At 42.8% G+C, this 24,412-nt stretch carries 26 protein-coding genes; 15 read left to right on the top strand and 11 right to left on the bottom strand.

The features are described 5' to 3' along the window. Position 1 precedes the first annotated feature (1 nt). Together mtnA and gatB are read right to left on the bottom strand one after the other, a co-directional pair. A complete protein-coding gene (gene mtnA, locus THEIN_RS06710) occupies positions 2 to 1,066 on the bottom strand; it encodes an S-methyl-5-thioribose-1-phosphate isomerase (RefSeq protein ID WP_013907928.1) in 1,065 nt (354 codons plus the stop codon). A 1-nt stretch (position 1,067) separates the two neighbouring features. After that, on the bottom strand, positions 1,068 to 2,495 hold the full coding sequence (gatB, locus tag THEIN_RS06715; RefSeq protein WP_013907929.1) for an Asp-tRNA(Asn)/Glu-tRNA(Gln) amidotransferase subunit GatB: 1,428 nt from the start codon (positions 2,493 to 2,495) through the stop codon (positions 1,068 to 1,070). Between the two features lie 220 nt (positions 2,496 to 2,715). On the opposite strand from gatB, the gene THEIN_RS06720 reads away from it, so the two are divergent. Next, complete coding sequence (locus THEIN_RS06720; RefSeq protein WP_013907930.1) at positions 2,716 to 3,105, top strand: bacteriohemerythrin; 390 nt, start codon at positions 2,716 to 2,718, stop codon at positions 3,103 to 3,105. A 200-nt stretch (positions 3,106 to 3,305) separates the two neighbouring features. On the opposite strand, the gene gltX is transcribed toward THEIN_RS06720, so the two are convergent. Together gltX and amrB are read right to left on the bottom strand one after the other, a co-directional pair. Continuing rightward, on the bottom strand, positions 3,306 to 4,715 hold the full coding sequence (gltX, locus tag THEIN_RS06725; RefSeq protein ID WP_013907931.1) for a glutamate--tRNA ligase: 1,410 nt from the start codon (positions 4,713 to 4,715) through the stop codon (positions 3,306 to 3,308). A gap of 29 nt (positions 4,716 to 4,744) precedes the next feature. Then, positions 4,745 to 5,548, bottom strand: a complete 804-nt coding sequence (gene amrB / locus THEIN_RS06730; RefSeq protein ID WP_013907932.1) for an AmmeMemoRadiSam system protein B — start codon at positions 5,546 to 5,548, stop codon at positions 4,745 to 4,747. Between the two features lie 112 nt (positions 5,549 to 5,660). Between amrB and THEIN_RS06735 the strand changes: the two genes are divergently transcribed. The 14 genes from THEIN_RS06735 (at position 5,661) to THEIN_RS06800 (ending at position 18,924) form a co-directional block, all read left to right on the top strand. Continuing rightward, positions 5,661 to 6,689, top strand: a complete 1,029-nt coding sequence (locus tag THEIN_RS06735; RefSeq protein ID WP_013907933.1) for a rod shape-determining protein — start codon at positions 5,661 to 5,663, stop codon at positions 6,687 to 6,689. A gap of 21 nt (positions 6,690 to 6,710) precedes the next feature. Beyond that, on the top strand, positions 6,711 to 7,544 hold the full coding sequence (gene mreC, locus THEIN_RS06740; protein ID WP_169311158.1) for a rod shape-determining protein MreC: 834 nt from the start codon (positions 6,711 to 6,713) through the stop codon (positions 7,542 to 7,544). Beyond that, positions 7,541 to 8,044 carry a hypothetical protein gene (locus THEIN_RS06745; protein ID WP_013907935.1) on the top strand — a complete coding sequence of 168 codons (504 nt, stop codon included), beginning with the start codon at positions 7,541 to 7,543 and terminating at the stop codon, positions 8,042 to 8,044. Before mreC ends, THEIN_RS06745 begins: the two co-directional genes overlap by 4 nt. Next, positions 8,010 to 9,848 (top strand): penicillin-binding protein 2, encoded by a 1,839-nt coding sequence (gene mrdA, locus THEIN_RS06750; RefSeq protein ID WP_013907936.1) that lies wholly within the window; start codon positions 8,010 to 8,012, stop codon positions 9,846 to 9,848. The genes THEIN_RS06745 and mrdA overlap by 35 nt, the downstream gene beginning before the upstream one ends. After that, positions 9,845 to 10,921, top strand: coding sequence for an FtsW/RodA/SpoVE family cell cycle protein (locus THEIN_RS06755; RefSeq protein WP_013907937.1), 1,077 nt, complete (start codon positions 9,845 to 9,847; stop codon positions 10,919 to 10,921). Before mrdA ends, THEIN_RS06755 begins: the two co-directional genes overlap by 4 nt. Before the next feature lie 139 nt (positions 10,922 to 11,060). Continuing rightward, entirely contained in the window at positions 11,061 to 11,486 is a 426-nt protein-coding gene (locus THEIN_RS06760) for a F0F1 ATP synthase subunit B (RefSeq protein ID WP_013907938.1), read from the top strand. Continuing rightward, on the top strand, positions 11,486 to 12,133 hold the full coding sequence (atpF, locus tag THEIN_RS06765) for a F0F1 ATP synthase subunit B (RefSeq protein WP_013907939.1): 648 nt from the start codon (positions 11,486 to 11,488) through the stop codon (positions 12,131 to 12,133). Before THEIN_RS06760 ends, atpF begins: the two co-directional genes overlap by 1 nt. Beyond that, a complete protein-coding gene (gene atpH / locus THEIN_RS06770; protein ID WP_013907940.1) occupies positions 12,133 to 12,684 on the top strand; it encodes an ATP synthase F1 subunit delta in 552 nt (183 codons plus the stop codon). The genes atpF and atpH overlap by 1 nt, the downstream gene beginning before the upstream one ends. A gap of 1 nt (position 12,685) precedes the next feature. Next, complete coding sequence (gene atpA, locus THEIN_RS06775; RefSeq protein ID WP_013907941.1) at positions 12,686 to 14,227, top strand: F0F1 ATP synthase subunit alpha; 1,542 nt, start codon at positions 12,686 to 12,688, stop codon at positions 14,225 to 14,227. Between the two features lie 25 nt (positions 14,228 to 14,252). Then, the gene (gene atpG, locus THEIN_RS06780) at positions 14,253 to 15,137 is read left to right on the top strand and encodes an ATP synthase F1 subunit gamma (protein ID WP_013907942.1); all 885 of its coding nucleotides are present in this window, start codon (positions 14,253 to 14,255) and stop codon (positions 15,135 to 15,137) included. 40 nt (positions 15,138 to 15,177) lie between these two features. Beyond that, a complete protein-coding gene (atpD, locus tag THEIN_RS06785; RefSeq protein ID WP_013907943.1) occupies positions 15,178 to 16,602 on the top strand; it encodes a F0F1 ATP synthase subunit beta in 1,425 nt (474 codons plus the stop codon). 2 nt (positions 16,603 to 16,604) lie between these two features. Next, the gene (locus THEIN_RS06790) at positions 16,605 to 17,027 is read left to right on the top strand and encodes a F0F1 ATP synthase subunit epsilon (protein ID WP_013907944.1); all 423 of its coding nucleotides are present in this window, start codon (positions 16,605 to 16,607) and stop codon (positions 17,025 to 17,027) included. Positions 17,028 to 17,111: 84 nt separating this feature from the next. Then, positions 17,112 to 18,077 carry a bifunctional UDP-N-acetylglucosamine diphosphorylase/glucosamine-1-phosphate N-acetyltransferase GlmU gene (locus THEIN_RS06795; RefSeq protein WP_013907945.1) on the top strand — a complete coding sequence of 322 codons (966 nt, stop codon included), beginning with the start codon at positions 17,112 to 17,114 and terminating at the stop codon, positions 18,075 to 18,077. 226 nt (positions 18,078 to 18,303) lie between these two features. After that, positions 18,304 to 18,924: an RNA methyltransferase gene (locus THEIN_RS06800; protein ID WP_013907946.1), complete on the top strand. Its 621-nt coding sequence runs from the start codon at positions 18,304 to 18,306 to the stop codon at positions 18,922 to 18,924. Here THEIN_RS06800 and THEIN_RS06805 read toward each other — a convergent pair. The 7 genes from THEIN_RS06805 to THEIN_RS06835 form a co-directional block, all read right to left on the bottom strand. Further along, positions 18,917 to 20,134, bottom strand: coding sequence for an ATP-binding protein (locus THEIN_RS06805; protein WP_013907947.1), 1,218 nt, complete (start codon positions 20,132 to 20,134; stop codon positions 18,917 to 18,919). The genes THEIN_RS06800 and THEIN_RS06805 overlap by 8 nt on opposite strands. A gap of 181 nt (positions 20,135 to 20,315) precedes the next feature. Beyond that, the gene (locus THEIN_RS06810) at positions 20,316 to 21,581 is read right to left on the bottom strand and encodes a TIGR02710 family CRISPR-associated CARF protein (protein WP_013907948.1); all 1,266 of its coding nucleotides are present in this window, start codon (positions 21,579 to 21,581) and stop codon (positions 20,316 to 20,318) included. Further along, entirely contained in the window at positions 21,571 to 22,494 is a 924-nt protein-coding gene (gene cmr6 / locus THEIN_RS11655; protein ID WP_013907949.1) for a type III-B CRISPR module RAMP protein Cmr6, read from the bottom strand. The genes THEIN_RS06810 and cmr6 overlap by 11 nt, the downstream gene beginning before the upstream one ends. Continuing rightward, positions 22,487 to 22,912 carry a type III-B CRISPR module-associated protein Cmr5 gene (gene cmr5 / locus THEIN_RS11660; protein WP_013907950.1) on the bottom strand — a complete coding sequence of 142 codons (426 nt, stop codon included), beginning with the start codon at positions 22,910 to 22,912 and terminating at the stop codon, positions 22,487 to 22,489. Before cmr5 ends, cmr6 begins: the two co-directional genes overlap by 8 nt. Continuing rightward, on the bottom strand, positions 22,909 to 23,796 hold the full coding sequence (gene cmr4 / locus THEIN_RS06825; RefSeq protein ID WP_013907951.1) for a type III-B CRISPR module RAMP protein Cmr4: 888 nt from the start codon (positions 23,794 to 23,796) through the stop codon (positions 22,909 to 22,911). Before cmr4 ends, cmr5 begins: the two co-directional genes overlap by 4 nt. Positions 23,797 to 23,807: 11 nt before the next feature. Next, positions 23,808 to 24,173 carry a DUF5615 family PIN-like protein gene (locus THEIN_RS06830; RefSeq protein WP_013907952.1) on the bottom strand — a complete coding sequence of 122 codons (366 nt, stop codon included), beginning with the start codon at positions 24,171 to 24,173 and terminating at the stop codon, positions 23,808 to 23,810. Next, complete coding sequence (locus THEIN_RS06835; RefSeq protein WP_013907953.1) at positions 24,170 to 24,409, bottom strand: DUF433 domain-containing protein; 240 nt, start codon at positions 24,407 to 24,409, stop codon at positions 24,170 to 24,172. Before THEIN_RS06835 ends, THEIN_RS06830 begins: the two co-directional genes overlap by 4 nt. Positions 24,410 to 24,412 lie beyond the last annotated feature (3 nt).

Genomic DNA, 24,412 nt, shown 5'->3' on the forward strand with positions numbered 1-24,412 from the left:
CTTACACCTCAAAAAGGGATTTAAGGCCTTTTGTATAAGGCGCACGGACCACGCTTTTTTCCGTGATGATGGCTGAAATATATGGAGAAGGCGTTATATCAAAGGCCGGGTTTAGGGCTGAGACCCCTTTGGGAGCAATTCTTCTCTTAGCACAGCATAAAACCTCTTTGGGGTCACGCCATTCAATGGGTATCTCCTGGCCGCCTGGAGTGGCGAGATCAATAGTGGAAAGAGGCGCGGCTACGTAAAAAGGTATGTTATTTTCTTTAGCAAGCACAGCCAAAGAATAGGTGCCGATTTTATTAGCTACATCACCATTGACGGCTATGCGGTCAGCTCCTACGACTATGACCTGGATTTTCCCCTGAGCCATAAGAAAGCCTGCGGCTACGTCAGGGATAACTTCTACCGGAATATCTACTTTTTTTAGTTCCCAGGCGGTAAGGCGTGCTCCCTGAAGCCAGGGGCGCGTCTCATCGGCCAGAACCTTTATTTTTTTACCGGCTTCGTGGGCCGCTCTTATGACTCCTATAGCCGTGCCGTAACCTCCAGTGGCCAAGGCCCCGGCATTACAATGGGTAAGTATGGTGGCTTCGTCGGGTATAAGTTCTGCTCCCAGACGCCCCATGGCCTTGTTGGCTTCAATGTCTTCTTCCCAGATTTTTAAGGCCTCGGCACGCAAAACTTCTACTATTTCGTCTTGAGACACGTCAGCTTCGTTGGCTTTTTGGAGCAGGCGGTCAATGGCCCAGGAAAGATTTACCGCGGTGGGACGGGCTTTTTTAAGACTTTCGCCTATTCTTTTAAGCTTGGCTAAAAAATCTCGCTTGCTTCTGGCCTTTATCTTTTCTGCCCCCAGCACTAAACCTATGGCTCCGGTAATACCTATGGCCGGAGCCCCTCTGACCACCATGTCTTTTATGGCCTTTTTTACCTCCCGAGGAGTGCGCAGGCGCAAATATTTTTCTCGCCAGGGAAGAAGGCGCTGGTCAAGCAAACGCAGCCCACGACTATCCCATAAAATGGGCCGAATTATATCAAGATTAGGTGGAAGATACTCAGGCATGCTATTGCTCCAGTAAGCGGGTAAGTATCTGGTTCACCACCTTGGGATTGGCCTTGCCTTTCGTCTCCCTCATAACCTGGCCCACAAAAAAGCCGATGACGTTCTTTTTGCCCTGACGATATTTTTCTACTTCTTTGGGATTGGCTTCAAGTATCTTCTGGCAGATGGCTTCTAGGGCGGCTTCATCACTTTCCTGTTTAAGGCCCTTTTCTTCAACTATTTTTTGCGGGTCAGCTCCTTTGTACACCTCGGGGAATATCTTTTTAGCCACCGGGGAGCTTATTACACCCTCATCAAGGAGCTTTAAAAGCTTGACGAAATTCTCCGGAGTAAGCGCTGTTTCGTCTATCTCTTTGCCTTCTTTATTTAGTTCTCTTAAGACTTCAGTCATTATCCAGTTGCTTACGAGTTTGGGCTTGGGAAAAGCTTTAACGCAGGCTTCGTAGAACTCAGCTAACTTTCGCGAAGAGGTAATAATTTCGGCGTCATACTCTGGCAGGTTGTATTCTTTAATAAAGCGCTCTTTTTTGGCGTCGGGAAGCTCGGGTAAGGTTTCAGCAATTTCTTCTATCCAGCTTTCGGTAATCTCAATGGGCACTAAGTCTGGATCAGGGAAATAGCGGTAATCATGGGCCTCTTCTTTGCCCCTCATGGATTGAGTGATTCCACGGGAAACGTCAAAGAGCCTTGTTTCCTGAACTACCTCTTTGCCGTCAAGGATTAAGGCAATCTGGCGCTTTATTTCATATTCAAGGGCTTTTTGCACATGTTTAAAGGAGTTCATGTTTTTAAGCTCAACTTTGGTGCCAAAGGTATCACTACCCTTGGGGCGTACCGAGATATTGGCGTCACAGCGAAGGCTGCCTTCTTCCATGTTGCCATCGCATATTTCAAGATAGCGGAGAATAGAACGAAGCTTTTTAAGATAGGCCACGGCCTCTTCTGGTGAGCGCATATCAGGCTCACTTACAATCTCAAGTAGAGGCACGCCGGTGCGGTTTAAGTCAACATAGGAAACAGGGCGTGTTTCATCGTGGATTAATTTGCCGGCGTCTTCTTCCATGTGAATGCGCACTAAGCCAATCTTTTTTTTAGAGCCGTTAACTTCTATCTCTATGTAACCACCTTCAGCCAGCGGCAGTTCATACTGGGAAATCTGGTAACCTTTGGGTAGATCTGGATAAAAATAGTTTTTGCGGGCAAAAACAGAGACTGGATTTATCCTGGCGTTGGTGGCTAGAGCCAATTTTATGGCAAAATCTACCACTCGTTTATTCAACACCGGCAAAGTTCCAGGCATGCCGCAACAAACGGGGCAGACGTGAGAGTTCGGGGCTGCCCCGAACTCCGTGGAACAGGTACAAAAAATCTTGCTTTTAGTAAGAAGCTGGGCGTGTACTTCTAGGCCAATTACGGCTTCAAAATCCATAACGCGCCTCCTTTAGAGGATAAAAAGAACATATCTCTTGAAAATTAATTGTCAACGTTTAGGGCCTGATACTTTTCAAGATCCCTACATAAGCGGAAATCTAGGAAAAACGAAAAATTTATTTAAGTTAGAATAACTAAAAATTAAAGAAAAAAGCTAGTAAAAGCCGAAACATTTAATAGGTATCTGGGTATCGGGGCGGGTTTTATAGGAGGCCAAGATGGAAGCCATATTATGGAAGCCCTGTTATTGTGTCGGTCATTGTCTAATTGACAGGCAGCACCAAGAATTAGTTCATCTTGTCAATTTTATGATTCAGAAAGTCTCTGAGCAGTGTCCTAAGCCGGTCATTGACGCTATTTTGATTAAATTGATTAATTATGCTGAAAGGCATTTTACAGATGAAGAAGAAGTAATGCGAACAATTAATTATCCTGAGCTTGAGGCTCACCAAAAAGAACACGAACGATTGGTCATGGAAGTATTCAACTTCAAAGATGCCTTTGATAAAGGAAAAGTTACTAAGTTTGACTTGCTTGAGTTTTTAAAAGATTGGCTCCTGGATCATGTTATTAACGAAGACTTAAGGCTTAAAAAATATTTCTTATGATTTTTACAAAATGCATTAATTAAGAGATAGCTTCGTCTGTATGAGCTCGCAGTGACAAAATTATTTTTTATTTTTTGATTCTCGCTTATCAAGCGAACAGGAAGGCGATATTCATGTTAGCACTCCTAATTTAGGAAGTATAACTCTGTTAATAACTATCCAGGCTACTATTACCAAAACAATTGCAATAATCTCGCCCATTAAGAAGCCTCCCGTATATGTTGTAAGGCTTTTTCAAGCCTTTTGATAACGGTTTCTTTTCCTAAAATATCCATTATTTCAAAAAGGCCTGGGCTCACTGTGCGTCCGGTAAGGGCTACTCTTACTGGCTGGGCCACGTGTTTTAACTTGAGCTGGTGTTTTTCGGCAAGGCCTCGGAAAAGGTCTTCTAAGGCCTTTTCTTCAAAAGCAGGCATATTTTTAAGGGCATCAAGAAGCTCCTCAAGCACTGGAAGAATATCTGGTTTCAGGAACTTCCGAGCAGCTTTTTCTTCATATTCTACCTCAGGGACGAAATAAAATGCCATCATTTCAGCCATTTCTTTTAAGGTTCGAGCGCGGGGTTTAACTGATTCAACAGCTTTTAAGAATTTTTCGTCTTTCGGATTATCAATTTTTATGCCCAAACGGAGGAGAAAGGGTAACACCATCTCCGCTAGGCGCTCAGTATCTTCCTGACGAATATAGTGGGCGTTTAAGGCTAGTAGTTTGTCAGGGTCAAAGCGGGCTGGAGACTTGGAGACTCGAGAAAGATCAAATTTTTCAATCATTTCTTCAAGAGTGAAAATTTCCTGGTCACCATAGGACCAGCCAAGGCGGACCAGATAATTGCGCATGGCCTGGGCTAGATATCCTTCATCGCGATAGGCCAAAATTGAAAGTGCTCCGTGGCGTTTAGAAAGCCTGCTACCGTCTGGGCCAAGAATCATAGGTACATGGGCATACTTGGGAGGCGTGGCCCCTAAGGCTTCAAAGAGAAGGATTTGCTTTGGAGTATTTGAAAGATGATCATCTCCCCTAATTACATGGGTTATACCCATGGTCAGGTCGTCAATAACAACGGCAAACTGATAGGTGGGGATGCCATCGGGGCGAACCAAGACAAAATCATCAAGTTCTTGGTTTTCAAAGGCTACAGCCCCTCGAATAAGGTCTTCCACTACGGTGGTGCCTGTCTGGGGGCACTTAAAGCGCAGTACCCTGCCGGGGCCGGGCCCCAACCCTTTTTCACGACATGTGCCGTCATATTTAGGTTTACGCCCTTCAGCTAGGGCCTTTTTTCTTTTTTCTTCGAGCACTTCAGGCGAGCATTCACAGTAATAGGCCTTACCTTCTTTGAATAATTTTTGTGCGTAATCGGCATATATCTCTAAACGCTGAGTTTGAAAATAAGGCCCTTCATCCCAAAAAAGTTCCAGCCACTCAAGGGCCTCTTTTATGGAATCAACATATTCCTGCTTAGATCTCTCGCGGTCAGTATCTTCGAAGCGGAGGAGAAAAGCCCCTCCATGATGTTTGGCAAAAAGCCAGTTAAAAAGAGCTGTTCTTGCTCCGCCAAGATGAAGATGCCCTGTAGGACTGGGAGGAAACCTGGTTTTTACTGCACTCATTAAGAGCCCCCGTTTTTTGTGGCTCTATTTTAACGTATAATGAGTCCAGCGTAACCTACTACCTGATAAAAATCTCCTGATATTTCTCCAGAAGTAGCATATTTTACAAGTTCGGCTCCTTTGGCTCCCAATGCCCTTGCAGCTATCAAGCTTGTTGCCGTAGGAAATACCCCACACATGCTGATTTTTTCTCTGGTTACTACCTCTATAAGTCCCACGGCGTCCAATTCGATAATTTTTTCTATGGCCAGAGCATCTTTTTGTTTAGCAACTTCTAAAGGTACATAATGACTCATGTCTGTGCTAGCTACTATAAGAACAGGACCTCCGTAAGCGGCAATACCTTTGGCTACGGCCAATCCTATGTCTTCTAAAGCTTCATAAGGTAGATGGGAGAGACAGATAGGTACAATAGCGACATTAGGATTCAAATACTGAAGAAAGGGTACCTGAACTTCTAAAGAATGTTCGTACAGGTGGGCCTCTACGTCATGAGAAAGAACCTGGCTTTCTTGCAGAATAAAAGCGGCTAATTTTTCTTCTATGGGCACGGTCCCAAAAGGCATTTGCCACGCACCTTTTGCCATGATAGCTGCCGGATGGCCGAGTCCTGTGTGGTTTGGCCCGAGAATTACTACCGTGTCAGGAATTATAAGTCGGCTGTACACAGCACCAGCCACGTGTCCTGAAAACATATAACCAGCATGGGGACAAACAGCGCCAATAGCGGGTTCCTTGGGCGCTGTAGGATCTAAATAAGCTTCTATTTCTTTACGTAAAAGTTCGGGATTGGCTTCGTAGAAGCGGCCAGCTACTGCGGGCATTCTAATCATAAAAGGCCTCCTTTTATTTTTTCCCTATCCAGGAAAATAAGAGACCCTTCCTTGTCAGTAAAGGGGCAATTTGGTAACTTGAAGGCAAAATTTGAGAGGGGTTTTGTGATCTATGTTTCGTTCTTTAGCGGGGTTGTTTTCCACAGATTTGGCTGTTGACCTTGGTACAGCAAACACTCTCGTGTTTGTGAAGGGAAAAGGCATAGTGTTGCGCGAGCCTTCGGTGGTAGCTGTTCGTCTTGATACTAGAGGAAAAAGGGTTTTAGCTGTAGGCCAAGAGGCCAAAAGGATGCTTGGTCGCACTCCCGGAAATATTCGGGCTATTCGCCCTTTGAAAGATGGTGTTATCGCTGATTTTGAGATTGCTGAAGCTATGCTGCGGTATTTCATCGAAAAGGTCCACAACAGGCGGGTTTTTGTCAGGCCCAGAGTTATTGTTAGTGTGCCTTCAGGAATTACTCAGGTTGAGCGTAGGGCGGTGCAGGAGTCAGCTGAGTCAGCTGGAGCCCGTGAGGTATATCTTATAGAAGAACCTATGGCCGCGGCTATTGGTGCCGGTCTCCCGATTACGGAACCTACCGCCAACATGGTGGTTGATATAGGCGGAGGTACTACAGAAGTAGCGGTAATCTCTCTGGCAGGCATTGTTTATTGCAATTCTGTGCGGGTAGCCGGAGACAAGATGGACGAAGCCATCATGAATTATATCAAACGAAAATATAACCTCTTAATCGGTGACCATACCGCCGAGCAAATCAAAATAGAAATAGGAAACGTTCTACCAGAACCTCCCTACGAAACCATTGAAATAAAAGGGCGAGACCTGATAACTGGTATTCCTAAAACAGTCACCATAAATGCTGAAGAAGTAAGGGAAGCCATTCAGGAACAGGTTGATGTCATTGTAGAAACTATAAAGGACGCTTTGGAGCAAACTCCACCGGAGCTTGCGGCGGATATTGTAGATAAAGGGATTGTTTTGACTGGAGGCGGGGCTCTTTTAAAGAATCTTGACCGCTTGATAAGAGAAGAAACTGATCTTCCGGTTATAGTAGCTGAAGATCCACTATGTTCAGTGGTTTTAGGTTCAGGTAAGGCCCTTGATAACCTCCATATTTTAAGAGAGATAATGTTACGCTAATCGGTGTTTTCAAGATATTTTTTGTCCAAAATCACTCGTATCTTATTTTTTCTGCTCTTAGTAGTGGTTGGACTATTTTTGCTTTTTGGTGGCTTAAAAGACCTCAAAAAGCTTTCTTACGGAGAACGTCTGGCGCTAAAGATTGGCGGTCCTGTTAGTAAAAGTGCAGCTTTCAGTGGTTTGGGTTTGCGTCGATTGCTTGATCATTATCTCTTTTTAGTAGGAGTTGAAAAAGAAAATGAACTTTTGCGTCAAAGAGTAGCTTACCTTGAAGCTGAACTTGCCAAGGCTCAGGAAGCGCGTCTCGAAAATGAACGTCTGAGAAAGCTTTCAGGCATTCTTAATCAATTTGAAACCTCTTCACCCGTAGTTGCTAGAGTTATAGGACGGCCAATAAGTAGCTGGCAAGGAGTAATTATTATTGACCAGGGGCTTAAGGCCGGGATACTTCCAGAAATGCCAGTCCTTGGGAAAACCCCTTTTGGGCCAGCTGGAGTGGTAGGGCAGGTTATAGGGGTTGAGGAAAATTATGCCAAAGTTTTGCTTATTACTGATCCCTCTTCAGCCGTAGATGCTCTAATCCAGCGATCTAGAGAAAGAGGCCTTTTGCGAGGCCGAGGAAAAGGAAAGTGTTTTTTAGATTATGTTTCTGCCGAAGCTGACGTACGCAAAAACGATGTAGTGATTACTTCTGGGTTTGATGCCTTATTCCCCAAAGGATTACTGTTGGGGTATGTGAGTCGCATAAGAGTAGGGCGAAGTAAAGGTCTATTTAAACCCATAGAAGTAAAACCCGCAGTGAATTTAGAAAAAATAGAAGAAGTTATAGTACTTAGAAAAGTTAAGCTAAAATGAGAACTTTTATTTTTTATATCACTATTTTAGGCCTTCTCTGGCTTTACCAGTTTTTTAGTTTTATGGGAATAACTATCCCTTTTGATCCTTTCCTCCCAGTACTTTTAGGCTTTTATTTTTGGAAAATTAAACCAGGCTATTATTGGTTTGGAGTGTTTTTAACGGCTCTTTTTTTGGATGTTTTTTCTAGTGTAGTGCCTGGTCCCACGGTCTTTTCCTATTTTTTAGCCCTTTTTTGTTTTTTACAATTTTACAGGAAGCTCGCTTTAAGGGGGTTTTTACCAGCCTTTTTATCTCTAATTGTAGTGGTAATCTTAGGAGAAGGGGCAAGGCTTCTTCTTTTCCCAGCTTTATTTGAAGTCCCTTTGCCAGAAGGATACTGGCTGGTTATTTTAAAATATGTTTTTGGTACTCTAATTTGGGGAATTTTTTGTTGGAGTTTTTGTCAGGTTTCTTTTGTGAAAAATGTTTTTGAACTATCAACCCATTCAAAGTCCTGAAGAAGATCCCTTTAACAAGCGGATTCGTATCGTCACTCTATTAGTAGGGTTCTTTTTCCTTATCTTACTTTTGAAACTCTTTTTTTTACAAGTCATTAAAGGCGATTATTACAGAAAAGTAGCCCTTAAAAGAAGTTTGAAGGTTATCACCTTAAAAGCCCCTAGGGGAAATATTTATGACCGACGAGGTGTCCTTTTAGCAGGAAATATACCTTCTTACACCCTTTTGCTTGATAGAAAGCTAGTTAGAGGCCCTGAAGGAGATAAAATCTTAAAGAAATTGGCCCAAATCATGGGAGAAGATTTTCCCTCTTTAAAACAAAACTATATAATTGCTTGCAAAAAATATCCAGCTGAAAAAGTTCCTTTAAAGACCGATCTTGATCGAAACTTGGTAGCCCGTATCGAGGCCAGAGAATATTTTCTCCCTGGAGTTGAAATTCAGGTGGAGCCCAAGCGCTATTATCCCCTAGGAGAGAAAGCTTTCCACTTGATAGGTTATGTTTCTCGACTAAATGCGATGGATCTAAAAAAACTAGCCTCTAAAGGTTACGAGGCCGATGATTTTATTGGAAGAGCTGGTATCGAAGCCCAATACGAAGATATCCTTAGGGGTAAAAAAGGTCGGGAGCTAGTAGAAGTAGATGCCAAAGGCCGTATAAAAAAGATTGTAGCCGTAGAAGAACCTACTATCGGAGAAAGCCTTGTCCTTACGGTAGATAGCACTTTTTTGGAAGTAGCTTATGATTTACTTAAAGGAAAATCAGGAGCCATAGTAGTTTTTAATCCTCGTGATGGCAGGCTACTTGCCATGACCAGTGCTCCAGGTGTTGACCCTAATAAATTTATTGAGGGTTTTTCCTCTAAAGAATGGCAAAAGATTACTAAAAATATTCATCATCCCTTGCTCAATAAGGCAGTTTTGTCTTATCATCCAGGTTCTACTTTTAAGATTTTGACGGCCATGGCAGGCCTTGAAGAAAAAGTCATAACTCCTCAAGAAACGGTTTTTTGTCCTGGGTATTATCGTCTGGGGCGAAGAATTTTCAGGTGTTGGCGTTCCTGGGGCCATGGCAAAGTAGATCTACTCAAGGCTATTGAAGTTTCCTGTGACGTTTATTTTTACAAGCTGGGCGAAGAACTTGGTATCGAGAACATAGCTAGATATGCCAGAGCCGCAGGCTTTGGTAAGCGAACAGGCCTAGGTTTTCCAGGAGAAAAGTCAGGCCTTGTGCCTGATAAAGCCTGGAAACTCAAGGTTTTTAAAGTTCCATGGCAAAAAGGTGAGACTTTAAACGTAGCTATAGGTCAGGGAGCTTTAAGAGTGACCCCCCTGCAACTGGGTAAATTTTTGACTTCAGTAGTTGATGGAGGAGTTATTTATAGACCTTGGTATGTGTCTCAAATTTTGGATCCATATGGAGAAGTTTTGAAAGAATTTTCACCGGTTATCGAGGGGAAGCTTCCGGCTAAAAAGCGAACTCTGAAATTACTGAAAGAAGGAATGGTATTAGCAGTAAATGGTAAAGAAGCCACTGGAAAAGCATCCAAATTAAAAGATGTTACTGTTGGAGGAAAAACGGGAACTGCTCAAGTTATCGGCATGAAAAAACGAGTAAAGAGTGAGGATTTGTCTTACCTTAAAAGAGATCATGCCTGGTTTATGGCTTTTGCTCCAGCCAAAAATCCCGAGATAGTTATCGTAGTTTTTGTAGAACACGGAGGGCATGGAGGCAGCGCCGCTGCGCCTATAGCCGGGAAATTTTTGAAATTTTATTTTGAAGGGAAATGGCCTACAACATGAAAAATCAAGCCTTTAAAGGTCTCTATTGGCCTCTGATATTAACGACTTTGTTTTTAGTTGAGGCTGGTGTGCTTAATCAGGCTAGTGCTTCTTCTGGAATTATGTTTAAAAAGCAATTACTATGGTTTAGCTTGGGATGGATTATTCTTTTTGGCCTGGCTTTAAGCGATTATCAAAAAATCCTTTCGGAAAAAATTATACTAGCTTTTTATATAGTGGTGGCGGGATTATTACTCTTCCTGGCTTTTCATCATCACCAACGCTGGCTGAAATTAAAATTTTTTAGCCTTCAGCCTTCAGAATTTGCCAAACTTGCTTTGATATTTATATCTGCTTCTATTTTGCATAAGTATGACAAACTGAACTTAGACCTGAAAACATTTGGATGGCTTACTTTTTTTGCCTGTCCCTTGATTCTTTTAGTGGCTGTGGGAGACCTTGATCAGGGATTAATCTTGTCATCTATTTACATTTCTTTTGTTCTGGTTGCCGGAGTGCCTAAACGCCTCCTGATTTTTGGGGCAGCTTTGGCCATAGCCCTTGGAATAATAGTTGGCCCACATCTTTGGAACCTTTTAAAACCATACCAGAGGGCAAGAGTCGAAGCCTTTATTAATCCGGAAGCCTTCGCCCTTAGTCGAGGTTATCAGGTTATTCAGGCTCTTATAGCCGTTGGTTCTGGAGGAATTAAGGGCCTTGGCTTTAAAGAAGGTCTTTCAAGTCGTCTAAATTATCTCCCAGAGAAACATACCGATTTGGCCTTTGCTGTTTGGGCTGAAGAATGGGGGTTTATCGGTGCTTCCTTAGTGGTCATAGCTTTTGGAATTTTAGTTTGCCAAGTTCTTAAAATTGCCACTCAAGTGAGGGATTCTTTTGGAAAATACTTGTGTTACGGTATAGGTATAATGTTTTTTTTGGAGGCTTTAATTAATATCGGTGGAATTATACATATTTTGCCTATAGCCAGTGTGCCTTTGCCTTTTTTAAGCTACGGTGGTTCTTCGATCTTGGTAAACATGGCAGCTCTTGGGATAGTGTTAAGTGCCTCGCGCAAGCGTTATTCGTTTCGATAAGGAATTTTAGCCTTAATTTTTCAAATATTTGCCTAGAATCGCCGTCTTTAACCTGTAAAAAAGGTTTGACACCAAAAATGAAATGATGTAAAAGCGCCAACATGAATGAGATAAAAATCACGGAAAAGGGGTTTGGTCGATGCTAAAGTTCGATATCACGCTTTTTATTCAGATAGTAGAAGCGCTGATTTTGACGGCTATTTTGAATGTTATCTTTATCAAACCTGTAATGCAGATTTTCAAAGAACGTAAAGAAAAGTTTGACGGTTTACGTTCTGATATAGAACGTTTTACCAAGGGAGCCGAAGAGGCTCTCAAGCAATATCAACAGCGTCTCCAGGAAGCCCGTCTTGAGGCTAATCGCAAAAAAGAGGAGCTCAAGCAACTGGCTAAAGCTGAAGAAAAGAAGATTTTGGAAGCAGCTAATAAAGAAGCCGAAGAACTCAAACAAAAGACTCTTTCTCAGCTGGCCCAGCAGCTTCAACAAGTGCGTCAAGCTTTGCAATCTCAGGTAGAAACTTTTGCGGTAGCTATTGCTCAGAAACTTTTAGGGAGGTCTTTATAATGCGCCGGATCTGGCCTGTTTTATTTTTACTTTTCTTTTTTGTAGGGGTAGCGAGTCCGGTTTGGGCTGTAGAAGAAGGCCACAATGCTCCAACTACTCATGAAGTAGCAGCTCAGGGAGAAGCAGGTGGTCATGGGGCGGTTTCTCACGAGGTTAAGCCTCATGTTACCAGCCGTCAGTTGAAGGATCTTCTTTGGTGGACAGTCAACTTTATTGCTCTTGTTATTATTTTGGTTAAGTTTGGGCGTGAGCCTATAGTGAATATGTTTCGCTCTCGCCGTGAGCGTATTGAGGGTGAATATAAAGAACTTACAGATAAGAGGGCAGAGGCCGAGCGTAAGTACAAAGAATATGAAGCTAAACTTGCTACGCTAGAAGAAGAGGCCAGAAAAATTATGGAAGCCTTTATCGAGCAAGGAGAGAAAGAAAAAGAGAGGATTATTAAAGAGGCTTACGAGACCGCGGAGCGTATTAAGCAACAGGCTGAGTTTTATGTTCAACAGGAACTTGAAAAGGCTCGTGAGGAGCTGCGTAAGGAAGTAGCTGAGCTTTCCGTTAAAATGGCTGAGCAAATCATCAGGGAAAAAATTACCCCTGAAGATCAAAAACGCTTAGTTAAAGAATTTATTGAAAGGGTGGTGCACTAGTGCTTAGGACAATAGTAGCCTTAAAGTATGCACGGGGTTTGTTTGCGGCGGCTAAGGATCTTGGGAAGGTCAAAGAATATGGCGAAGAATTAAAAAAAGTAGCTGACTTTTTGGCCTCCCAGCCGGACATTTTAGAGGCTTTAGAAAGCCCCATTTATCCGCCAGACCTTAAGATGGAAGTTATAGAAGAGATTATTAAAGGTTTGGCCGTTGATGAAGGGGTGGCCAAATTTTTGAGGCTATTGGTGGAAAAACGCCGTATTCACTTTATTCAGGATATTGTAAAGACTTATCAGCAACTTCTAGATGAAGAAATGGGTATTGCCAGAGCAGAAGTGCGAGTAGCCACGGAGCTTGATGAAGAGATGCAAAAGGCCTTGGCGGAGGCACTGTCTAAAAAGATTGGCCGTCAAGTAATATTGAATGTGGTTCAAGACCCTGAAATCTTGGGAGGTGTTAGGGTTCGGGTAGGAGACCTGGTGCTCGACGGAACTGTTCGGGCCCAGTTAGAAAAATTTAAAGAATCCATTATAAGGGGTGAGGTGTCCTAACATGCAAGGGATAAGAGTAGAAGAAATCAGCGATCTTATTAAAAAACGCATTGAAGAGTATGAGAAAAAAGTAGACCTTGACGAGATGGGGGTAGTTATCTCCATCGGTGACGGTATTGCCCGTGTTTACGGCTTGCGTAATTGCCAGGCCATGGAACTTATCGAGTTTCCCGGTGGGGAAATGGGAATCGCCCTTAACTTGGAGTTCGATAACGTGGGTGTGCCTATTATGGGTGACGCCAGTAAGATTAAAGAGGGCGATATTGCTAAACGTACGGGCCGAATTGCGGAAGTTCCTGTTGGTGAAGCTGTTCTTGGCCGCGTGGTAGATCCACTTGGTCGTCCTTTAGATGGTAAGGGGCCCATTCAGTCTAAAGAATTCCGCCGCATAGAAGTCAAGGCCCCAGGTATTATTGCGCGTAAGCCGGTGCATGAGCCTATGTATACCGGGCTTAAGGCAATTGACGCTATGACCCCTATTGGCCGCGGTCAGCGTGAGCTTATCATCGGTGACCGTCAGACTGGTAAGACAGCCATTGGTATCGACGCTATTATCAACCAGAAAGACAGTGATATTTACTGTATCTACGTAGCTTCTGGTTTGAAAAAAGCTGCGGTGGCCCAAACAGTTGAAGTTCTTCGTCGTTACGGGGCTATGGAATATACTACCGTAGTAGCGGCCTGTGCCTCTGACCCTGCTACTCTTCAATATATTGCTCCTTACGCCGGTTGCGCTATGGGAGAATATTTTAGAGATAGTGGGCGTCACGCATTGATTGTTTATGACGACCTTTCCAAACAGGCTAACGCCTATCGTGAAGTGTCCTTGCTTCTTCGTCGTCCTCCTGGACGTGAGGCTTATCCTGGTGACATCTTTTATAACCACTCTCGTTTGCTTGAGCGTGCGGCTAAGCTTCATGACAATTATGGAGCGGGTTCTCTTACCGCTTTGCCTATTATTGAAACGCTTCAGGGTGACGTGTCGGCTTATATTCCTACTAACGTTATCTCTATTACTGATGGCCAGGTTTATCTTGAACCGAGCCTTTTCTTTGCCGGTATTCGTCCGGCTATTAACGTAGGTCTTTCGGTTTCTCGCGTTGGTGGTGCCGCTCAGATTAAAGCCATGAAACAGGTGGCTGGTAGGCTTCGTCTAGAACTTGCCCAGTATCGTGAGCTGGCGGCTTTTGCCCAGTTTGGTTCTGAGCTTGACCGTGCTACCCAGCGAATTCTTCATCGTGGTGCTCGTTTGACAGAAATCCTTAAACAACCTCAATATCAACCACTACCGGTAGAAAAACAAGTTTGCATACTTTTTGCTGGAACACGAGGCTTTTTAGATGAAATGCCACTTGATGTTCTGCCTGATTATGAGCGTGAGCTCTATGAATTCATAGAATCAAGATATCCTGAGATTTATACGGAAATCAAAGAGAAGAAAGAAATTAGTCCTGAACTTGAAGAAAAAATGAAAGCAGCGTTTAAAGAATTTAACGAAGAATTTAAGACTCGTCATAACGTTGAACCTGTACCGGTACCGTAAAGATATAGATAGAAGGTGAGGAGAGATGCCTAACTTAAGGGATATCAAGAGAAAGATAGAAGCGGTTAAAAAGATTGGCCAGATTACCAAGGCCATGAACATGGTGGCGGCGGCTAAATTACGTGGAGCGCAAGAAAGAGTAGAGCAGTTTCGTCCGTACGCCACCAAATTTCAAGAGGTTATTACTGACCTGGCTTCTTCAGGAGCGGTTAATCCGGCCCAATTTGAATTAATGCAGGTTCGTGAGGTTAAAAAGGTAGAAATTATTTTAGTGACGGCGGATAGAGGTCTTTGTGGGGCTTTTAATGCCAACCTTATCAATGCTTGTGAAAAGCTGATTCGGGAACAGAAAGCAAAAGGGAGAGAAATCTCGCTTATTTGTGTGGGTAAAAAAGGCTCGCAATATTTTAGTAAGACTGGCTTGGTTAGACAGGCTTATGAAGATATTATGGGCCGGGTAGAGATGTTTAATGCACGAGCCGTGGCCCGTGATGCTATGCAGGCTTTTATAGATAAAGCTGTTGACGAAACTTATATTATTTACGGCTATTTTGTAAATGTAGTCAGGCAAATTCCAAAAACTGAACGTCTCTTGCCCATAGCCGTAGAAAAAGAAGAAGCAGTTGAAACAGAGGCCCCTAAAATTAGTGGTTCTTATATATATGAGCCCGAGCCTGAAGAATTATTTGCACAGATCTTGCCGCTTTATATTAACACTCGCGTAATGGCTGCTATGCTTGAGACGGCAGTGAGTGAGCAGGCTGCTCGTATGACTGCTATGGACAATGCTAACCGTGCTTGTGGAGATATGGTTCAGAGTCTTACTCTTCTTTTCAACAAGACTCGTCAGGCAGCTATTACCAAAGAACTTATGGATATAGTGGGCGGTGCAGAAGCCCTTAAAGGATAAATATAGCAAGCAAAGTTTAGCCTAAGGAGGACGAGGCAATATGGCCGAAGAAAAAATTATAGGAAAAGTAGTTCAAGTAATGGGTCCGGTAGTTGACGTGGAGTTCCCTCCTGGAAAAGTGCCGGCGATTTTGGAGGCTTTAAGAGTTACTAACCCGGTGATTGACGATCGTGAGTGGAACTTGGTGCTAGAGGTCGCGCAGCACTTAGGTGATAACGTTGTGCGTACTATTGCTATGGATAATACCGACGGTCTTTATCGTGGCCAGGAGGTATGGGCTACTGGTTCGCCAATTAGGGTGCCAGTAGGCAAACCGGTGTTGGGTCGTATTATGAATGTAGTAGGAGATCCCGTTGACGAGGCGGGTCCTATTCAGGCTGATAATACTCTTCCCATTCACCGTCCTGCTCCAGCTTTTACCGAACAAGACGTATCTATTAAAGTTCTAGAAACTGGTATTAAGGTTCTGGATTTGCTTGTTCCCTTCCCTCGTGGCGGTAAGATGGGCACCTTCGGTGGCGCTGGTGTCGGAAAGACCGTTATCATGATGGAAATGATTCATAACATCGCTATGCAGCACGGTGGTATTTCTGTGTTCTGTGGAGTAGGTGAGCGTACTCGTGAAGGAAACGACCTTTACCTCGAGATGAAAGAATCCGGTGTTATTGACAAGGCCGCTCTAGTTTATGGTCAGATGAACGAGCCTCCTGGAGCTCGTGCTCGTGTGGCCTTGACAGGTGTTACCGTAGCGGAATATTTCCGTGATGAAGAAGGGCAGGATGTATTGCTCTTTATTGATAACATTTTCCGTTTTACTCAGGCGGGTTCTGAGGTTTCGGCGCTTCTTGGCCGTATCCCTTCAGCCGTTGGTTATCAGCCTACTTTGGCTACGGATTTGGGTGCCCTTCAGGAGCGAATTACTTCTACTACCAAAGGTTCTATTACTTCAGTTCAGTGTGTTTACGTGCCTGCTGACGACTTGACTGACCCTGCTCCGGCTACCACGTTTGCTCACCTTGACGGTACCGTAGTTCTTTCCCGTCAGATCGCTGAGCTGGGTATTTACCCTGCGGTTGACCCACTTGACTCTCAGTCCCGAATTCTTGACCCGAATATTTTAGGTGAGGAACACTATCAGGTGGCTCGTCAGGTTCAGCAGGTGCTTCAGCGCTATAAAGACCTGCAAGATATCATTGCTATCTTGGGTATGGACGAGCTTTCTGAAGAAGACAAGATTATCGTTGCTCGTGCTCGTAAGATTCAGCGTTTCTTGTCTCAGCCATTCCACGTGGCCGAGCAGTTTACTGGTACTCCTGGTCGTTACGTCAAACTTGAAGATACTATCCGTGGTTTTAAAGAAATTCTTGAAGGTAAGCATGACGATCTGCCTGAACAGGCTTTTTACATGGTTGGTACTATTGAAGAGGCGGTTGAAAAAGCCCAGCAAATGGCTGCTGGAGGTTAATAATGGCACGCATTTTACTGGAGATAGTAACGCCTAACCGTTTGGTGGTTAGCGAGGAGGTAGATATAGTTACTGCTCCCGGTGTAGCAGGTGAGTTTGGTGTTATGGCTCACCATGCTCCCATGGTGGCGGCTATAAAAATCGGTGAGCTTCGCTACCGTGTTGATGAGCGTCAGGAATTTCTAGCGGTTAGTGAAGGCTTTTGCGAAGTAAGCGGTAATAAAATTACTTTCCTTTGCGAAGCTGCTGAAAAGGCTGAAGAAATTGATGTAGAAAGGGCTCTTAAGGCTAAAGAGCGAGCCGAAAAGCGTCTTCAGGAAGCAGCGGCTAAAGCTGAAAAAATAGACATTGCCAGAGCCCAAGCGGCTTTGGCTAGAGCACTGGTACGTTTACGAGTAGCTGAAAAGGCTAAGATGGCTAAGTAATTTAAACTTCTGCTTTTTAAAGGGGAGGCGAAAGCCTCCCCTTTTTTATTTGTTTTTCTTTTATTTGTTTTTCAGGGGGGTACAATGTCGCTTTCGGTTATAGTTTTAGCGGCCGGTAAGGGCACGCGCATGAAGTCTCCCCTTCCTAAAGTTTTGCATTTGTTAGCAGGAGAGCCTCTAATAATCCATGTTTTAGAGACAGTTTTTCCTTTGAAGCCAGCTCAAATAGCAGTGGTAATAGGTTATAAAAAGGAAAGGGTTAAAGAAATTCTTTCCTCCTACGCAGTAGAGATTGCCGTGCAAGCGGAACAATTGGGTACGGGTCATGCGGTGGCAATTACGGAACAAATTTTTTCTAATTTTGAAGGTGATGTTCTGGTCTTATGTGGAGATACTCCACTTTTGCGACTGGATACTATTGTCTCTTTGGTTGAATTACATCAAAGGAATAATGCCGTAGCCACTGTGCTTACTGCTGATTTTCCTGAACCAAGAGGTTATGGGCGCATTGTAAGAGATGAAATGGGAATGTTAGCTGCTATAGTGGAAGAGAAAGACGCCTCTCCGGCGGAAAAGAATATTAGAGAAATTAATAGCGGTACATATATCTTTAAAAAAGATTTTCTTTTTGAGGCCCTTAAGCAGGTAAAAAATGACAATGCTCAGGGAGAATATTATTTGACCGACGTTATAAAAATTGCCCGGACTAAAGGTCTTCCTGTAGCCGCGCTTAAAACGAACGATTTTGAAGATGTACTGGGAGTTAATAGCCAGTTTGAATTGGCCAGAGCTGAAGCTATATTCCAACGTCGGTTGCGAGAAAAATTTATGGCTAACGGAGTTTCTTTCATTTTCCCGGATCATGTCTATATAGAACGGCAGGTAAAGATTGCCCCAGGCGTGGTTATTTATCCCTTTGTAAGCTTGCGTGGAAAAACCTTTATTGAGGCTGAGGCTATTATAGAAAGCCATTGTGATTTAAAAGATGTAAGGGTTTTGCCAGGAACCCGTGTCAAAAGCGGTACAATTTTAGAAAATGCTATCATATAGTTAAGAGTTTCTTGGTCTTGCAAAGCCTTTTCACCAAAATTACCGCTTAAGCGGTAATCTTAGTGTTTAAAATAGTTTATCGTAAGGATTTAAACTCACTTATTTGGAGGAGAATAAAACGGAAACCTAATATTAGAATTAAGCCTATAGGCAACGGGGGGCTTGGGAGCTAAGCCCCCAATGCTTAAAGGAAATTAGTCCTTTTTATAAAACTTAGCATGATAGCATGAGAAATGGTCTTTTTTATCAGTGTCTAAGTTGTCGTCTCCGCTTCCCTTCTCTTGAAAAATTAACCAGTTGTCCGGCCTGTGGTAGCCAATTAATCCTAAAGACCACCCGTCCTCTTGAAACCGATAATTTTGAAACTTTACCTCAAAAGATAGAGCCTTCTTGTGTAGCCATTCTTGAAAATGTGCGTAGTGCCTGGAACGTAGGTTCTATTTTGCGCACTGGTGAAGCGGCTGGTTTTTCTCATTTTTATATATGCGGCATTACCCCAACGCCTGAACATAAAGGGGTGGCTAAAACCGCCCTTGGCGCTGAAAAAAAGCTTTCCTGGAGTTATGAGCCTGATGCCCTGGCCTTAGTGCGCCGTTTGAAAGAGGAAGGGTTTGTTTTATGGGGCCTTGAAACTGAAGGTAGCACTCTCTGGCATCCAGACATAGAGATACCAGAAGCTCCCTTGGTCCTCGTAATTGGTAATGAACTTTGCGGTGTGGACCCTGAGCTCCTTAAAGAGTGCGACCTGGTGCTCAGGCTTCCTATGCGTGGTGGTAAGTGTTCCTTAAACGTGAGCGTGGCCTTTGGGGCAATAGCCCTCTGGCTTTCAGCTAAAAAAATTAAATAGCGGTAACCGGTAGGGCGAAGAAGTTCTTTCCCAGAGGAAAGGGTTTTTCAACAAGGCAAACCAGAGCCCCAGAACCAATATTTTTGAAATATTTTTTTAAGGCGTAAACACCACGGAGCATATCTTTTTTAGGGCGCATGCTTAGTTTGATTTCTATAGGATAAAGCTTTCCTTGTTCTTCTATTAATAAATCTACTTCTTGGCCGTCTTTAGTGCGCCAGAAGTAAATAGCTGGTTCTTTTCCGCGATTGAAATAACTTTTAAGTATTTCTACAAGAACATAGTTTTCAAATAAAGCTCCCGACATGGCACCTTCAAAAGCGGTTTTAGGATCTCGCCATCCGGCTAGATAGCAAGCAAGACCCGTGTCCCAAAAATAAAGCTTGGGTGTTTTTATCTGACGTTTGGAAATATTGCGGTAATAAGGGGATAAAAGAAAAAGCTGATTTGAAGCTACTAAAGTGTTTATCCATTCTTTGGCTGTAGAAACAGATATTCCCGCATCTCTTGCCAAATCAGAATAATTTAAAAGCTGGCCTATACGTGCCGCACAGAGCTTTAAAAAACGCTCAAATTCTATCAATTTGGCTATATTTGATATCTGCCTTATATCCCTTTCAATGTAAGTTTGAAGGTAAGAAGAATAAAAAATTTCCAGATGAATTTCTCTAGAAGTTGCCAGAGCAGGGAAACAACCCCTTACTAAACGTTCAAATACTTCAAGGGGCCTTATGGGGATTAAAGTATTTTTAAAACCAATTTCAGGTAAAAAAGGTCCTGGCCTTAAGGTTTTAAATTCTTCTTCCTGAGATAGGCCTAGAAGATTTAATATTCCCACTCTTCCAGCAAGGCTTTCTGAAATGCCTTTCATAAGTGAAAAATACTGAGAACCAGTAAGCCAGAATGCCCCGGGCTTTCTTTTCTGGTCAACCAGCACTTTTATTCTTTCAAAAAGTTGCGGTGCGTATTGAACCTCATCAATGGCCACTGGTGGTGGGTATCGTTCCAAAAACAGGTCAGGGTCTTCTATGGCTAGAGCCCTTGCTCCAAATTCATCAAGTGATACATAGTTTCTTTTAAGGCCTTCTTTTTCTAATAAGTGTTTTATAAGAGTAGTTTTTCCAACCTGCCTGGCCCCGGTTAAAAGAATTACGGGAAAGAAACCGGAAGCCCTTTCAAATACCTCTTCCAACAACCGCGGAATATACATACGACTAATTTACGGTGGCGGCATAAATTAGTCAAGAATTTTGAATAGTATGAATCTCAAAGCCTGTTCCTTCTAGTTTAGCGGGCCGGGTGATAGTAGATGGCAGATGGCTAGTGGCAAATGGTTATGCTTGTAACAGCATTTGTTCCTCGTTATTTTATAGTAGGTTATGATAATGAAATTACTGATCCCAAGAAAAAATAAGTTGTTGATAAGTTTTTTCAAAGTTATCAAAATGTTTTTGACACAAATCGAAAATTTTTTCCCATAATTTTTCCACAGTCTCTTTTTCAATAGGTTTTAAACCATGAGCTAAAATAGAATTGTTTCTTTGAGCTAATAAGGTTTTAAAAGATTCTAGTTCTTTCCTAACATTATGTCCCAAATCATTCAATAATTCATAGACTTTTCTAGCACCTATCTTGACTTTATTGTCAGTAGGATCTCTTTGTAAGAGACTTGTCCACTTTTCAAACTTACTTCCCAATAAATTCCTAATTTTGTCTAAATCTAGATCAGAACTATTCAGGCCATACTTTGAAAATAGTATAGTTTGGCCAACTAATTCGAAAATTCTATACAATCTAGCCATGGCATCATCGTATTTTCCTTCTTTTATTCTTCTTTTGGCGTTTGCTAATAGATCAGCAATGATAATTTTGTCTTTCTTGTTTTGATAAATGAAATTTCCCAAAATTTTTAGACTTTTAAGAGTTTTCTTTTCTGGAAAAAGAGAAATAAATTCGTTTTTTTCTAGTTTTTTAAAAGCAGTTTCTGCTTTAGAAAAATATTTTTCTGCTTCATGATGTTTAAATAAATCCCATGAATGATATGCCTTTATAATATTTTCTAAATAATCTAGTTCATTTTTTCGATTTTCTGATAGCAAGTCTCTAAACTCTTGACATTCTGTTATAATAGAACTAGCAGTATCAAACTGATATATTTTTAAGCTTTTGTAGGCTTCGTTAATATTTGAGTAAATTTTAGAAATTATCGGTTTAAAGGACATAACTTGTTCTGTTCCTTTTTTTACAATACCTTTTATTCGTTCCCCTTGAACATAGCTTAAAGAACCAATATTTCTTTGGAAAGCAACTAAAACAATAGCAGATGACATAGGTTTCGTTCCAGATGTAAAATCAGCTATAATCTGATGAGAAGAAAGATTTTGTTTTAAAAGCCAATCAACAGCCTCGTTTGTTTTTTTGACACATTTATCTAAATCATTTGGATTTGATATTTCAAAAAAGTTGTAATGCTTTTTATCTATTCCCAAGTTTTCACACACAATTTGGGCATTTTTCTTAGATTTATCCGAGACGATAAAAGCAATAAAATTGGGATTCCTTTCAGAAATAGAAAGAGAAATGGCATTTAAAATACTTTCAGGAGTATCTCCAACTCCCGTACCAATTGAAATTAATAGCCCCTTTTTAAGAGCCATAAACAAACCTCCCGTGTCCCAGGGCCGTCTTGGCGCCGAAGCCGTGTTCGGCGAGGGCAGCGTGAAAGGCCTTCAAAAGTTTTTCTTTGGCCTTGTCTCCCAATGATTCGTGCATAAGCAAAACAAAGCGAAACTTTGCTCCCGTCGCCACGGCCAGAAAGGGAAGGGGATTTGGGTTTTGATCTTCCGTAGGGCCGCGCTTGCCACCGTAATAGTCAGAGTAGTGGCAAGTGGTGATCTCCAAGGTAAGCTGCGGGGGTTCAACAGGTAAGGCGTCAAAAAAGATCACTTTGCCTCTCCGAGCCCTTTTCCCATCCTTTTCTTCCCGGCCAAAAGGCTTGGCCAGGTATTCCCAGAATCTTTCGTCTTCTTCAGCCCAGTGTTCAAAAAAGTCTGGCTCTTCTTGGGCTTTATTTACCAGATAAGCCAGGCGCACCACGCCTTTTATGCTTTCAGCAGGGAGGTAAGGGATGCCCAGGGTCCAGTGAAAGGTGAATCCGCGCTCGGTAGGATGGGCGTTACCCAGGCCGATAATTAAAGATGTCTGGAGTGTATAAGTTTTCGATACTCGCTCATAGCCTAACATCTGAAAAGCCTTGCAGATGTTCTCAATCTCTTTCTGTTTTTTTGCAATGAGAGATTTAACCCCTTTTGAGGCTTTCTCGTAGTAGTTAAGAACTATTTTAGCCTGTCCACTAGCCTGAAATTGATATTCCGGAAACTTAAAATTATTCCTGGTTTTCCACTCCGTAAAAAGCCACTTATTGAAATAAAGCCCAAAATTGAAACTATCGCCGAGATTTTGAATTATTCCTACATGATCTGCCGATAAAGGGCTAAAGTACTTAGGAATTGATTGTTTTCTTTTCCGGCCTTGTTCTCCGTGTTTCGGCTTCTTCCCCCAATCAGGCACTTTTTTCCTCCACAAACATTTTGGTCATGACCTTGAACCACTCCAGAAACCGCAGGGCCTCCTCTTGAAGAGCCAGATACTCAAGGGCTCTCTTCCGGGTGAGCTCGTGTATAGTTTGGGCTGGGTTGTCAGGGTCGTAATTAAGAAGATCTTGTTTTTTAAGCCATTCAGCCAGAGCCTCAAAAGCAAGCCAATATTTGGCCTCTTTACCGGTTTTTTTATATTTACTCTCTTTTTGATTTGCCGCCTTGGCCAGGAGAAAACACAGTGTGTGCCCAAGGCCGTTTTGCAAGATCATGGCCGGAAGCCCGGAGACAAAGCTCGAGAATTCCTTGGCCGACCCTTTGCCTAATATCTCAAGGGCCTCTTTTACCTTTTCATAGGCAAACTTCGCTCTTTCTTGTGCTTTGGTCTTCATTTAGCGCCTCCCTGAGAATCTTTGGGAGCTATCCATTTCACCTTGCAAATTCCTTTACCCAAAGTGAAATCGCCGCCTATCTGGAGGTGAGTGGTTACTCCGTGTTCAGTAACGAGCTGAGCTATTTCTTGAGCAGATTTAAATTGGTCTCTTTTGCTTCTCTCGTCTGAGAAAAAGGCGAGAAAATAGAGCACTGTATCTGCTGGAAGATATTCCTGATAGCGCAAAGAACCGTCTTCGGCTGTGCCGGTATCGTCTTTAATGGCAATATGGGCCTGCACTTCTGTGGCTGTGCGTACGAGGTAACCAAATACCTCGTCGGAGACCAGAAGGATCTTTTCGGCCTCAGGGATGTTATTTGGAAGCCAATTTGTCTTTTCTTGCGTTTGCTTTGGCTTTACCACCATGTCTTCCAGAACAATTTCGCCGGAAATCCCGCCCTTAAGCACTATGTATTCCTCTTCACCTACGGAATAATTTTCAGACAATTTGTCCTGCAATCCCAGAAGAGACAGTTCTTCCCTCAGCCGCTTGAGCACTGCCGGGCAAGTAACGTGCACAAATGGGGCTACGTTTGAACGTACGGGAAAGAGAAGGAGCCTGGCGTCGGTCACCGTGACCGCCCCGGCCCAGCTCCCTCCCTCTTCTCCAGCGCGGCCGAAGATATACTTCACTAGGTCTTTATCTATGCCGTTATTCTCCCAGGCCTTCTCGCACCAATCACGCAAGGTCCCTTTTACTCCCGAGGCCTGTACCATAGGCCAGGCGGTGTGGCGCTCGCGCTGAATGGGCAGATCCACCGCCTTCAAGGCCTGGCCTGCTCCGGCATGAATCGGCGTGAGGGCATATAAGAGACAGAGCCTTTTTTCATCTCCCCAAAGCATAATTTGTCCTCCTAATTTAAAGGTAAAATCCTTATTCGTGTCTTTCTTTCATCTAATACAATGAGAGCCCCCTGTGTTAGGTATTTCTCATACGTGTTTAGCAAATATAGGATCTTAGGAAGCAAGATATGAGGCCTTACATCTAAAGTTCTAACTTGGATAACGCTAGGGAAGTCTGCTTCAGTTGCAGCTAAAATAGCACCAAAATCTAAATCGTGAGTCAAAACGATGAATTTATTTTTTTTAGCCCAATTAAAGATTTCTTCGTCTTTTGCAGATAAATTTCCAATTTCGCTCCAATGAAGCGCTTCAAAGTTTTTCTCTTTTATAAGTAATGCCAGCTGAGGTGATAGATTGACATCCACTAATATCTTCATGCGACTTTTTTACTTTCAACTTCTGAAATTTCTATTTCTTCAGCTCGCCAAGCAGCATAAGCTAAAGCCTGATCTATATCTTCCGGTTCTAAATACGGATAAAGTTTTAAAATTTCTTCTTTGTTAACCCCAGAGGCAATAAGGCCCACTATCATTCCAACAGTTATTCTCATACCTCTGATACAAGGTTTGCCCCCCATAACCAAAGGGTCAAAGGTGATTCTATCAAACTTCATAAT

Origin of the sequence: Thermodesulfatator indicus DSM 15286 (genome assembly GCF_000217795.1) — a bacterium.
Taxonomy (GTDB): domain Bacteria; phylum Desulfobacterota; class Thermodesulfobacteria; order Thermodesulfobacteriales; family Thermodesulfatatoraceae; genus Thermodesulfatator; species Thermodesulfatator indicus.